We start from the raw sequence: 11,796 nt of genomic DNA, 5'->3' as shown, positions 1-11,796 counted from the left end.
AGGAGGACCACGATGGAAGGACTGCTGCCGGATCTCGACGTGATCCGCAAGGACTTCCCGATCCTCGAGCGCACGCTCGCGGACGGAGTGCCGCTGGTCTACCTCGACAGCGCCAACACCTCGCAGAAGCCGCAGGTCGTCATCGACACGATGGTCGACCACCTCGAGCGGCACAACGCCAACATCGCCCGCGCCATGCACCAGCTCGGCGCGGAGTCGACCGAGGCCTACGAGGGCGCGCGCGACCAGGTGGCGGCGTTCCTCAACGCGCCGTCGCGCAACGAGGTCGTCTTCACCAAGAACGCCACCGAGGCGCTCAACCTGCTCGCCCGCACGATCGAGCTCGGCCCCGGCGACAACGTCGTGATCACCGAGATGGAGCACCACTCCAACATCGTCTCGTGGCAGCTGGCGTGCGAGCGCTCGGGCGCCGAGCTGCGCTGGTTCGGCCTGACCGACGACGGCCGGCTCGACCTCGACGGCGCCGACGGGCTCATCGACGAGCACACCAAGGTCGTCGCGTTCACCTGGGTGTCCAACATGCTCGGCACGATCAACCCGGTCGAGGAGCTGGTGGCTCGTGCGGCCGCGGTCGGCGCCCGGTCGGTGGTCGACGCCTCGCAGGCGGCGCCCCAGCTGCCGGTCGACGTCCAGGCCGTCGGCTGCGACTTCCTCGTCTTCACCGGCCACAAGGTGTGCGGCCCGACGGGCATCGGCGTGCTGTGGGGCCGTGAGGAGCTGCTCAACGAGCTGCCGCCGTTCCACGGGGGCGGCGAGATGATCGAGACCGTCACCATGGCGCGCTCGACGTACGCCTGCGCACCGCACCGCTTCGAGGCCGGCACCCCGCCGATCGTCGAGGCCGTCGGGCTCGGCGCGGCGGTCGACTACCTGCGCCACATCGGGCTCGACGCCATCCACCGCCACGAGCAGGCGATCACGGCGTACGCACTCCAGGGGCTGCAGGACGTGCCGGGACTGACCGTGCTGGGTCCGCTCGACGCGTCCGAGCGGGGCGGGGCGATCTCGTTCGAGCTCGAGGGCGTCCACCCGCACGACATCGCGCAGGTCCTCGACTCGCGCGGCGTCGCGGTACGGGCTGGCCACCACTGCGCCAAGCCGGCGCACGCCCGCTACGGCGTGCAGAGCTCGACGCGGATGTCGTCGTACCTCTACACGACCCCCGCCGAGATCGACGCGCTGGTCGAGGCGCTCCACCACACCCGCAGCTACTTCAAGGTGGGCTGACGATGAGCACCGATCTCGACTCGCTCTACCAGGAGATCATCCTGGACCACTACAAGAACCCGCACCACAAGGGATTGCGCGACCCGTTCGGGTCCGAGGTGCACCACGTCAACCCGACCTGCGGCGACGAGGTCACCCTGCGGGTGCACCTCGCCGACGGGGTCGTGGAGGACGTGTCGTACGACGCCGTCGGGTGCTCGATCTCGCAGGCCTCCGCGTCGGTGCTGACCGACCTCGTGATCGGCAAGCCGGTCGACGAGGCGATGTCGATTCACCAGACGTTCCTCGAGCTCATGCAGGGCAAGGGGCAGGTCGAGCCCGACGAGGACGTCCTGGAGGACGGGATCGCGTTCGCCGGCGTCGCCAAGTTCCCCGCGCGCGTGAAGTGCGCCCTGCTCTCCTGGATGGCGTGGAAGGACGCGACCACCCAGGCCCGGACCGACCCGCAAGGAGATGGACATGCCTGACCACAGCGACCTGCCGGAGGTCCCCGAGGCCGCAGCCGGCGGCGGCACGGCGACCGTGACGGTCGAGGACGTGACCGAGGCGATGAAGGACGTCGTCGACCCCGAGCTGGGCATCAACGTCGTCGACCTCGGCCTCGTCTACGGCGTACACCTCGACGAGCACAGCAACGCCGTGCTCGACATGACCCTCACCTCCGCGGCCTGCCCGCTGACCGACGTGATCACCGACCAGACCGAGTCCGCCCTCGAGGGCCTGGTGGGCGACGTGGCCATCAACTGGGTCTGGATGCCGCCGTGGGGTCCGGACAAGATCACCGACGACGGCCGCGAGCAGCTGCGGGCCCTCGGCTTCAACGTCTGAGCGAGCTCAACCGGCTCAGCGCCGGCGAGGCGCGCGCACCTGGGTCACCCAGTACTCCGTCGTCGGGGTCGGGGTGGTCTCGAAGCGCGCGTTCGGCAGGTAGAGGTGCGCCCCGAAGCGGGCCACCGTCGTCGGCACGTCGAAGCTCGTGGAGTCGTCGAGGTCGGCCTCGGTGATCGTCCGCACCAGCCGGCCGGTCAGGCCGCTGCGCGACAGGCGCAGCACGGCGATCTTCTCCAGCCGGTTGCGCACGACGTACAGGGTCCTGCCGTGGCGCAGCATGCCGTCGCCCATCGTGAGCGACGCACCGCCGAGGTCGACCTCGGTCGCTGCGCCCGTGGCGGGGTCCACCCGGTAGAGCAGGCCGGTGGTCGAGTTCACGACGAGCAGGTGGCGCCCGGTCGGCGTGGTGCTGGTGCCGTTGGCGCCGAACCCGGTGCCCTGCACCCACTCACCGGTCAGCGGGACGGTCGTCGCGGTGGCACCGGGGCCGCGGTCGAGGCGGTAGAGCTGCGGCTGCGCGGAGTCGGTGAACCACGCGGCGCCGCGGGTCAGGACCACGTCGTTGACGAAGCTGGTCGCGGTCGTGAGGGCCACGTCGGCTCGCACCTCGCCGGTGTCGGCGTCGACGACCCGCGCGGTGCCGGAGCTGCCCCCGGCGATGTAGAGCAGGCCGCGGCGGTCGGACTTCAGACCCACCGAGGGCGTGCCCGGACCTTGGCTGATCACCCTGCCGCGGCCCGTGCGCAACGACACCTCGTAGATGTCGCCGTCGGCGCGCGAGCCGAACCACGCCGTCGGGCCGGGGCCGATGGCGATCCCCTCGGGCTGGAACCCGTCGGGCAGCGCGATGCGGGACGGGAACGTGCCGTCCGGGGCGGCGACGCCCGCGACGGCGGGTGGCGGCCCGGCGAGGAGCGCCAGGCCGAGGACGGCGGCGGCAGCAGTGACGTGGACACGACGCATGGGGAACCTCCGAGACGGTGGGGGAGAGGCGCACCTCGACGGTAGTCCCGCCCGGCCGCACGGACCAGGGTCGTCGGCGCCGCGGCGGCGGCCGACTCGGCGCCCGGCGGAAACCCGGTGGCGGGAAGCACCACGCGGGCGCACACTCCAAGCGTGCTGAACCCCCATCCCACGCGCTACGCCGAGCTCAACGGCGTGCTGCACGACCTCGTCACCGGCGCTCGGAGCGCGCTCGGTGAGACGTTCGTGGGCGCCTACGTGCAGGGCTCGTTCGCGCTGGGTGCCGGTGACCTGCACAGCGACTGCGACTTCCTCGTCGTGCTCCGGGAGCGGCCGGACGCAGCGCAGGAGGCGGCGCTGCGTACGCTGCACGCCGACCTGCCGCACCGCGACGGGTTCTGGAACCGCCACCTCGAGGGCTCGTACGCCGTCGCCGACGAGCTGGCGTCGGTGGCGGGGCTCGGGCGCGCATGGCTGCACGTCGACCACGGGCACGACGAGCTCGGGTGGTCCGAGCACTGCAACCAGGCCTGGACCCGGTGGATCCTGCGCGAGCACGGCATCACCCTGGTCGGCCCGTGCCCCGTGGAGCTCGTCGACGCCGTGCCCGAGGACGTGCTGCGCGAGCGAGCACGCGCCGCTCTCGCGACCCTCAGCGACGACGTCTTGCGCTGGTGCCCGCCGGACGTCGCGTGGTGCCAGCGCTACCTGGTCGTGCAGGCCTGTCGCTGCCTGTACACGGTGCGCACCGCGCGGGTGGCCAGCAAGCGGGACTCGCTGCGCTGGACGATGGTGCACGGCGACCCGGTCTGGCGCCCGCTGCTGCAGCAGGTGCTGGCCGACCGCGACCTCGGTCTCGACCCCGCCGCCGCGCCCCGGCCGGGCTCGCTCGAGGCGGCGCGCGAGTTCGCGGCGTACGCGGCAGCAGTGGCCTGACCGCTACGCTGGCGTGCCATGGAGCAGCCCGAGGTCGACCTGTCCGAGATCGAGTTCGACCACGAGGAGCTGCGGGTCTTCTGGGAGCTCGCCCGCTACCACGCCAAGCTCAACGCGGCGCCGTCCTACTTCGGCCCGACGACGCTGGAGTCCGTGCCGCCCCCGGCCTGGGCGTTCGGCGAGTCCGCGGCGGAGTCCGACGCATTCGTCGCCGAGGTGCTCGCGGCCGAGTCGGGCAGCACGACCGCCGCGACGGGCGACTACGCGGGGGACCTGCCGGCGGTCGGCGTGCTGTCGATCCTCTGCGACGGGGCGGGCGTGCCGCGCGCCCTGGTGGAGGTCACCGACGTGGCCGTGTCCGACGACGAGGTCGTGGAGTCGTTCAAGGTCGTCTACCGCAGCTGAGCCACGGCGGCTGAGGCACCCCAGCCGGCCCGTGTGGGAGAGTCCTCGCATGGCCGAGCGGATGACCTACCTCCTCGTCGACGGGGAGAACATCGACGCCACCTTGGGCACCTCGATCCTGGGCCGGCGCCCCCGTCCCGAGGAGCGGCCCCGCTGGGACCGGCTGCTGGAGTGGGCCGAGCGCGCATTCGACCAGGACGTCACCGGGCTGTTCTTCCTCGCCGCCGGCACGGAGCTGCCGACCAGCTTCGTGCAGGCGCTGCTCGCGATCGGGTTCACCCCGATCCCGCTGAGCGGCGAGGGCAAGATCGTGGACATCGCCATCCAGCGCACGGCCGAGGCGCTGGTCGCGCGGCAGGCGGACGTGGTGCTGGTCAGCCACGACGGCGACTTCGTCGACCAGGTGTCCGCCCTGTGCGACGGCACGCGCCAGGTCGGCGTCATCGGCTTCACGGAGTTCGTCAACTCGCAGTTCCGCAGCCTGCCCGGGTTGCGCATCTTCGACCTGGAGTACGACATCGCGGCCTTCAACTCGCCGCTGCCCCGGGTGCGGGTCATCCCGATCGACGAGTTCGACCCGCTCGACTTCCTGTGACGGTCCGGCGCCGGCGCGCCGTACGGCTCGGCGGGCCCGGCGGGCCCGGCGGGCCCGTCGGGCGGTGCGTGAGCCACATCGTCGGGTCGTCGGATGTGGCTGAGTTACCGTTGGGGCGGGCGTACGACGCGTGGGTCCTGCGGGCGGTGCGTGAGCCACATCGTCGGGGCGTCGGATGTGGCTGAGGCACCGCCGGGGCGCGTGTACGACGCGCGTCCCTGGGGCGGTGTGTGAGCCACATGGTCGGGGCGTCGGATGTGGCTGAGCCACCGCTAGGTCGCGTGTACTACGCGCGCGTCCCTGGGGCGGTGAGTGAGCCACAATTTCGGCCGGTCAGATGTGGCTGAGCCACCGGTGGGGCGGGGGTACGACGCGCGCGTCCCTGGGGCGGTGCGTGAGCCACAATCTCGGCCGGTCGGATGTGGCTGAGACACCGCTGCGGCGTCAAGACGATATAGCACTCTTGCTACACCGATAGCACATGGACTACATTTCGACCCGTGAGCACTGCATCGGCGCCGGTCATCGACGTTCGTGGCCTGCGCATGCGCTACGGCGACAAGGACGTGCTGACCGACGTGGAGTTCACCGTCGGGCCGGGCGAGGTGGTGTGCCTGCTCGGACCCAACGGAGCGGGCAAGACGACGACCGTCGAGATCCTCGAGGGGTTCCGCGACCGGTCCGCCGGCGAGGTCGCCGTGCTGGGGGAGGACCCGCGCCGCGCGACCGAGGCGTGGCGGGCGCGCACCGGCGTGGTCCTGCAGTCCTGGCGCGACCACCCGCGCTGGACGCCGCGCACGCTGCTCGACCAGATGGGCGGCTACTACGAGCCCTACTCGACCGAGGAGCGTCCACGGCCGGTGCCGACCGACGAGCTGCTCGAGGTCGTCGGCCTCGAGGACCTCGCCGACCAGAAGATCGCCACGTTCTCCGGCGGACAGCGGCGCCGCCTCGACGTCGCCATGGGGATCATCGGGCGGCCCGAGCTGCTCTTCCTCGACGAGCCGACCGCCGGGTTCGACCCGATGGCGCGCCGGGAGTTCCACCAGGTGGTGCACCGCCTCGCCGATCTCGAGCACACCACGATCCTGCTCACGACCCACGACCTCGACGAGGCGGAGAAGCTCGCCGACCGGGTGCTGATCCTGGCCGGCGGCCGGATCGTCGCCGACGACACCGCGGAGCGCCTGGCGCTGCGAGCGGCGCTGGACGTCGAGGTGAAGTGGTCACGCGGGGGAGAGCGCTTCGTGCACTCGACCGACGACGCGACGGACTTCGTACGCCGCCTGCTCAACGAGCCGGGCGAGCCGGTCGTGGACCTCGAGGTGCGCCGCGCCAGCCTGGAGGACGCCTACCTCGACCTGGTCCAGCGCTACGAGGCCGGCCAGACCGACGAGGCGGCCCGTGCCTTCTCGGAGGTGTTGTGATGAGTGAGCGACCCGCTGCCCCGAACGCCCTGCCGCACGCCGTACGCCTCGGGCTGCGCCGCGGCTGGACCGAGTTCGTCCAGGGCCTGCGCAGCAGCCAGGACCAGTGGTTCTACCTGTCCACGGCCTTCCTCGCGGTCGGCTACCTCTACCTGCGCCGCGACACGCCGGTCGAGGGCACGGGCCTCATGCTGCCCTCGGTGGCCCTGCCCAGCATCCTGGCCGGCCTGCTGGTCTTCGGCCTCATCATCGGGCCGGCCTACAGCCTGGCGATGGAGAAGGAGGACGGCACGCTGCTGCGCGCCAAGGCCGTGCCCCACGGGCTGGTGGGCTACTTCGCCGGCCAGCTGGTGCTGCACTCCTCGAGCCTCCTCCCGCAGACCGTCGCGGTCCTGGTCCCGAGCTTCCTGCTCTTCGACGACCTGATGGCCTCTGCCTCCGGCTGGTTCACCGTGGCCTGGGTCGTGATGCTCGGCCTGCTGGCGACGCTGCCCATCGGCATGGTGATCGGGGCGGTGGTCCCCAGTGTGCAGAAGGTCGGCATGTGGGGGATGCTGCCGGTCATGGCGATGGCCGGGATCTCCGGCATCTTCTTCCCGGTCCAGGCGCTCTGGGGATGGGTCCAGGTCGTGGCACAGGTGCTTCCGATGTACTGGATGGGCCTCGGGATGCGCTCGGCCTTCCTCCCCGACTCCTACGCGGACGCCGAGCTCGGCGGCTCGTGGCGCACCCTGGAGACGGTCGGGGCCCTCGGGGCGTGGGCCGTCGTCGGGGCGGTCCTGGCGCCCGCAGTCCTGCGCCGCATGGCACGCCGGCAGTCCGGCTCCCAGGTGGCGGCGGCACGCGAGGCCGCGACACAGTGGGTCAGGTGAGCGATCCCGTGCACAACCGCATCGCACTGCTGCGCGCCGAGCAGGGCGTCTCGCGCCGCGACCTGGCCGCCGCGCTGGGCGTGCACTACCAGACCGTGGGCTACCTCGAGCGCGGCGAGAACAGTCCGAGCCTCGAGCTGGCGCTGCGGATCGCGGCCTTCTTCGCCGTGCCCGTCGAGTCGGTGTTCTCCCTCACCCCCTACCCACGGGTCAGCGACGAGGCCGACCGCCCGGCCTGATCCTGCGGAGGCGCGGTAGCGTCTTGCGCGTGCCGCTCGTCCTGGTCCCCGCGCCGCGCTGGGCGCGCTGGATCGACAACTTCGTCGCTCGCCACGGTCCGGCTCCGCTCTCGGTGGTGGACGGTGCGCTGCGCGGCGAGGCCGAGGACGGGTCGCACTTCACCGCCCGGCTGCCCTTCGCCGCGTCGTACGACGGTCCGGCGCAGGTCGCTGCGTTCGCCGAGGCCGCTGCGGCGCCCGCGCCGTGGGGGGTCCTGCTCGTCCGCAAGGGCGGCTTCGCCGTGGCGCGGCTGCACGGGAGCGACCTGGTCGAGCACAAGATCGGGCAACGGCACGTGCAGGGTCGCACCAAGGCGGGTGGACAAAGCCAGCAGCGCTTCGCCCGGCGCCGCGACAACCAGGCCAGGCAGGCCAACGAGGCGGCCGCCGACCACGCGGCCCGCATCCTCGCCAGCAGCCGGGTCGTCGTCACCGGCGGCGATCGCACCGCCGTCGAGGCCGTGCTCGCCGACCCGCGGCTGACCTCCCTCGTCGTGGTCGCTCCCTGGTTGGCCGTCCCGGATCCGCGCCGCGCGGTCCTCGACGCGGCGATCGGCGACGCGAGATCCCTCCAGGTCGAGGTCGTCAACGCCTGACGACCTCCGCCGGCCCGGTCCCGCGGTGCGCTAGGTTCGCGCCCATGGACGCCTCCGCCTGGCAGCCCGAACCGGGGTGGCAGCGCCTTCCCGGAGCCGGGCCGGCGACCGTCGGCGTCTGGTCGGCCACGCACCGGGGCCGGGACGTGGTGGTCAAGCGGCTACGCCGACCGGATCCGCGCGACGCACCCACTGCCCTCGTCCCCGGTGACGTGAACTACTGGCGCCGGGCGGCCGACGTGGCCCTGAGCGGCGTGGTCGCCGGTACCTCCGGCCTGCGCGAGGCCCCTGTCGTACGGGTGGACGAGGACGACGAGGGGATCACGCTCGTCCACGAGCGCGTCGTGCCGCACGACGCTCCTGGCCTGTGGCTCGCCGCCTGCCTCGGCCGCTTCGCCGCAGTCGACCTCGGCCGCCACCCCTGGCTGGCGCGTGACCAGCTGCGCAGCAGACTGGCGCTGGTGGAGCGCCGCGGCGGCTGGCGCACCCTGGCCCGCACGCCGATGGCCGACATCGCCGACCACCTCTGGACCCGCCGCACGCTCTGGCTCGACCGGTGCGACGCGCTGCCGCAGGTCGCCCAGCACGGCGACCCGTCGCCGGCGAACCTCCCCGGGCGCAGCGGCGAGGACGCCGTCGCGATCGACTGGGCACACCTGGGTCGTGGCCCGGTCGGTGCCGACCTCGGCTATCTCTCCCTGGCCACCCGGGAGGCGGTCGAGCCGCTCGTGGAGGCGTACGTCGCCGCGCTGCCGGCCGGCCTGGCGACCGCTGCCGAGGCGATGACCGGGGCCCGGGTCATGGCCGTCTACACCGCGCTGACCCGGCTCGACTGGGCCCTGGCACGGGTGGCGGACGGCGACGGCGCGCTCGCCGGCAAGTTCCGCCACCCCAGCGTGGCGCCGTACATCCGCGCGATGCAGCGGCAGGTCGGTCAGATCGAGGCGCTGCTCGCCTAGATGTGATGCCCAGCCAGGTTGTCCAACCTGGCTGGGCATCACACCTAGAGCCGCGCCGCGGCGAAGGTGTCGCAGGCCTCGAGGGTGCCCTGCTCGTAGCCGGTCATGAACCAGCGCATCCGCTGCTCCGACGATCCATGGGTCCACCCCTCGGGGTTCACCCGCTGCCCGGACTGCTGCTGGATCCGGTCGTCGCCGACGGCCTTGGCCGAGTCGAGGGCCTCGGCGATGTCGCCCTCGTCGAGCTCGACGAAGATGCCGTCGCCGTCGCTGGCGTCGCGGGTCCACATGCCCGCGTAGCAGTCGGCCTGCAGCTCCAGCCGTACGGCGTCGGACTCGGGACCCTGCTGCGTGCGGACCCGGCCCATCGTGCCGAGCAGGTTCTGGATGTGGTGGCCGTACTCGTGCCCGAGGACGTAGGGCTCGACGAAGTCGCCGCCCTGGCCGCCGAGCTGGCCCTCGAGGACGTCGGCGAAGAACGTGGTGTCGAGGTAGATCTGCTGGTCGGCGGGGCAGTAGAACGGGCCGACCTGCGAGGAGGCCTGGCCGCACGCGGTGCCGACCGCCCCGGCGAACGTGTTGATGACCGCCGGAGCGAGGTCCGTGCCGGCCTGGTCGGGCAGGGCCGAGGACCAGTACTGCTCCAGTGACAGGGCGACGGCCATGCGCGCGCAGTCCGGGTCGTCCTGCGCGTCGGCGCCGGTCCGGCAGTTGGCGTAGCGCTCGTCGCCGCTGTCGATCCCCTGCGGGTCGCCCTGCACCTGCCCCGCCGACCCGGTCCCGCCGCCGGGCAGGGCGCCCTCGGTGCACTGGGTGAGCACCAGGAACAGGACGATGATCACGATGCCGCCGAGGCCGCCGCCCGCCCGGGCGCCGCCCGGGATCGGCATCCGCATGCCGCCGCCACGACCGCCACCGCCCCCGGCGTCACGGACCCGACCTCGGCTGATGTTGGCCTTCGGGTTGAAGCGCATGGACGATGCCTTTCCGCAGGTGATGGCGCCGGTCGAGCCCCCGCGCAGGTTAGCGCGATGCGTCGCCGATGGGGCTGTGGCCACCACCCCTTCGTAGGATGTCCCGCGAGATGATCACCGCCCAGAAGCTCGAGGTCCGAGCCGGCGCGCGGCTCCTCATGGAGGACGTCACCTTCCGGATCGCCGCAGGCGACAAGGTGGGCCTCGTGGGGCGCAACGGAGCCGGCAAGACGACGCTCACCCGCATCCTCGCCGGAGAGGGCCAGCCCGCCTCCGGACAGGTCCTGCGCAGCGGGGACATCGGCTACCTGCCGCAGGACCCTCGCGTCGGCGATCCCGAGGTGATCGCCCGCGACCGGATCCTGTCGGCGCGTGGCCTCGACGAGGTCGTACGCCGCCTGCGCGAGGCCGAGGTCGACATGGCCAGCGAGGACCCCAAGGTGCACGAGCGCGGCATGCGGCGGTGGGCCAACGCCGACGCCGAGCTGCACGCCGGCGGTGGCTACGCGGCGGAGTCGGAGGCGGCGCAGATGGCCGCGGCGCTCGGCATCGAGGAGCGGATCCTCGCCCAGCCCATCGGGACCCTGTCCGGCGGGCAGCGTCGACGCGTGGAGCTGGCCCGGATCCTGTTCTCGGGTGCGGAGATCATGCTGCTCGACGAGCCCACCAACCACCTCGACGCGGACTCGATCGTGTGGCTGCGCGACTTCCTCAAGGCGCACCGCGGCGGGTTCGTGGTGATCAGCCACGACAACGCCCTGCTCGAGGCCACCGTCAACAAGGTGTTCCATCTCGACGCGAACCGCGCCGTCATCGACGTCTACAACATGGGCTGGCACAACTACCTGACCCAGCGCGAGGACGACGAGAAGCGCCGCAAGCGCGAGCGCCAGAACGCCGAGAACAAGGCCAAGGCGCTCACCGACCAGGCCAACAAGATGCGGGCCAAGGCGACCAAGGCCCAGGCCGCGCAGTCGATGCTCAAGCGGGCCGAGAAGATGATGTCCGGCATCGAGACCGAGCGCCAGGCTGACCGCGTCGCCCGGATCGCGTTCCCCGAGCCCGCACCCTGCGGCAAGACCCCGCTCATGGGCACCGAGCTGTCGAAGTCGTACGGCTCGCTGGAGGTCTTCACCGCCGTCGACCTCGCCATCGACCGGGGCAGCCGCGTGGTCATCCTCGGGCTCAACGGCGCCGGCAAGACCACGATGCTGCGCATCCTGGCCGGTGTCGACAAGCCGGACACCGGGGAGGTCGTGGCCGGCTACGGGCTCAAGATGGGCTACTACGCCCAGGAGCACGAGACGCTCGACGTGAACCGCACCGTGCTGGAGAACATGCACAGCGCCGCGCCGGAGCTCACCGACACGCAGGCGCGCTCGGTGCTCGGGTCGTTCCTCTTCAGCGGCGACGACGCGCACAAGCCCGCCGGCGTGCTGTCCGGCGGCGAGAAGACGCGCCTCGCGCTGGCGATCCTGGTCGTCTCGAGCGCCAACGTGCTGCTGCTCGACGAGCCCACCAACAACCTCGACCCTGCCTCCCGCGAGGAGGTGCTGCACGCGATCCGCAGCTACACCGGGGCGATCATCCTCGTCACCCACGACGAGGGGGCCGTCCGCGCACTCGACCCCGACCGCGTGCTGCTGCTGCCCGACGGCGACGAGGACTTGTGGAGCGAGGAGTACGCCGACCTGGTGTCGCTCGCCTGAGGT

The 11,796-nt window shown here is 72.2% G+C and carries 14 protein-coding genes; 12 read left to right on the top strand and 2 right to left on the bottom strand.

From position 1 onward, the window contains the following. The first annotated feature begins 12 nt into the window (after positions 1–12). Genes J3P41_RS00535 through J3P41_RS00525 form a run of 3 tightly spaced genes read left to right on the top strand, consistent with a single transcriptional unit; the run spans position 13 to position 2,076 of the window. On the top strand, positions 13–1,248 hold the full coding sequence (locus J3P41_RS00535) for a cysteine desulfurase (RefSeq protein ID WP_210443272.1): 1,236 nt from the start codon (positions 13–15) through the stop codon (positions 1,246–1,248). Positions 1,249–1,250: 2 nt separating this feature from the next. Next, a complete protein-coding gene (sufU, locus tag J3P41_RS00530) occupies positions 1,251–1,715 on the top strand; it encodes a Fe-S cluster assembly sulfur transfer protein SufU (protein ID WP_210443271.1) in 465 nt (154 codons plus the stop codon). Next, entirely contained in the window at positions 1,708–2,076 is a 369-nt protein-coding gene (locus tag J3P41_RS00525) for a metal-sulfur cluster assembly factor (protein WP_210443270.1), read from the top strand. The genes sufU and J3P41_RS00525 overlap by 8 nt, the downstream gene beginning before the upstream one ends. A 15-nt stretch (positions 2,077–2,091) precedes the next feature. Here the strand turns inward: J3P41_RS00525 and J3P41_RS00520 are convergent, their stop codons facing one another. Next, positions 2,092–3,042 (bottom strand): superoxide dismutase, encoded by a 951-nt coding sequence (locus J3P41_RS00520; RefSeq protein WP_210443269.1) that lies wholly within the window; start codon positions 3,040–3,042, stop codon positions 2,092–2,094. Between the two features lie 153 nt (positions 3,043–3,195). On the opposite strand from J3P41_RS00520, the gene J3P41_RS00515 reads away from it, so the two are divergent. The 8 genes from J3P41_RS00515 to J3P41_RS00480 all read left to right on the top strand — a co-directional run bounded on the left by J3P41_RS00515 (position 3,196) and on the right by J3P41_RS00480 (position 9,110). Beyond that, positions 3,196–3,978, top strand: a complete 783-nt coding sequence (locus J3P41_RS00515; RefSeq protein WP_210443268.1) for an aminoglycoside adenylyltransferase domain-containing protein — start codon at positions 3,196–3,198, stop codon at positions 3,976–3,978. Between the two features lie 18 nt (positions 3,979–3,996). Further along, a complete protein-coding gene (locus tag J3P41_RS00510) occupies positions 3,997–4,383 on the top strand; it encodes a hypothetical protein (protein ID WP_210443267.1) in 387 nt (128 codons plus the stop codon). Between the two features lie 49 nt (positions 4,384–4,432). After that, positions 4,433–4,978, top strand: a complete 546-nt coding sequence (locus J3P41_RS00505; RefSeq protein ID WP_210443266.1) for an NYN domain-containing protein — start codon at positions 4,433–4,435, stop codon at positions 4,976–4,978. A gap of 500 nt (positions 4,979–5,478) precedes the next feature. Next, complete coding sequence (locus J3P41_RS00500) at positions 5,479–6,405, top strand: ABC transporter ATP-binding protein (protein ID WP_307861761.1); 927 nt, start codon at positions 5,479–5,481, stop codon at positions 6,403–6,405. Then, entirely contained in the window at positions 6,405–7,277 is an 873-nt protein-coding gene (locus J3P41_RS00495; protein WP_210443265.1) for an ABC transporter permease, read from the top strand. The genes J3P41_RS00500 and J3P41_RS00495 overlap by 1 nt, the downstream gene beginning before the upstream one ends. Next, a complete protein-coding gene (locus J3P41_RS00490) occupies positions 7,274–7,516 on the top strand; it encodes a helix-turn-helix transcriptional regulator (RefSeq protein ID WP_210443264.1) in 243 nt (80 codons plus the stop codon). The genes J3P41_RS00495 and J3P41_RS00490 overlap by 4 nt, the downstream gene beginning before the upstream one ends. 29 nt (positions 7,517–7,545) lie before the next feature. Next, positions 7,546–8,151: an acVLRF1 family peptidyl-tRNA hydrolase gene (locus tag J3P41_RS00485; protein ID WP_210443263.1), complete on the top strand. Its 606-nt coding sequence runs from the start codon at positions 7,546–7,548 to the stop codon at positions 8,149–8,151. Between the two features lie 44 nt (positions 8,152–8,195). Beyond that, the gene (locus J3P41_RS00480; RefSeq protein WP_210443262.1) at positions 8,196–9,110 is read left to right on the top strand and encodes a phosphotransferase; all 915 of its coding nucleotides are present in this window, start codon (positions 8,196–8,198) and stop codon (positions 9,108–9,110) included. A gap of 44 nt (positions 9,111–9,154) precedes the next feature. On the opposite strand, the gene J3P41_RS00475 is transcribed toward J3P41_RS00480, so the two are convergent. Then, positions 9,155–10,084 (bottom strand): neutral zinc metallopeptidase, encoded by a 930-nt coding sequence (locus J3P41_RS00475; RefSeq protein ID WP_210443261.1) that lies wholly within the window; start codon positions 10,082–10,084, stop codon positions 9,155–9,157. A gap of 110 nt (positions 10,085–10,194) precedes the next feature. Here J3P41_RS00475 and J3P41_RS00470 point away from each other — a divergent pair, with 110 nt between their 5' ends. Further along, positions 10,195–11,793: an ABC-F family ATP-binding cassette domain-containing protein gene (locus J3P41_RS00470; RefSeq protein ID WP_210443260.1), complete on the top strand. Its 1,599-nt coding sequence runs from the start codon at positions 10,195–10,197 to the stop codon at positions 11,791–11,793. Positions 11,794–11,796: the final 3 nt, after the last annotated feature.

Source organism: Nocardioides sp. SYSU D00065 (assembly GCF_017916425.1).
Taxonomy (GTDB): Bacteria; Actinomycetota; Actinomycetes; order Propionibacteriales; family Nocardioidaceae; genus Nocardioides.
This window is presented reverse-complemented; position numbering and strand designations above follow the sequence as displayed.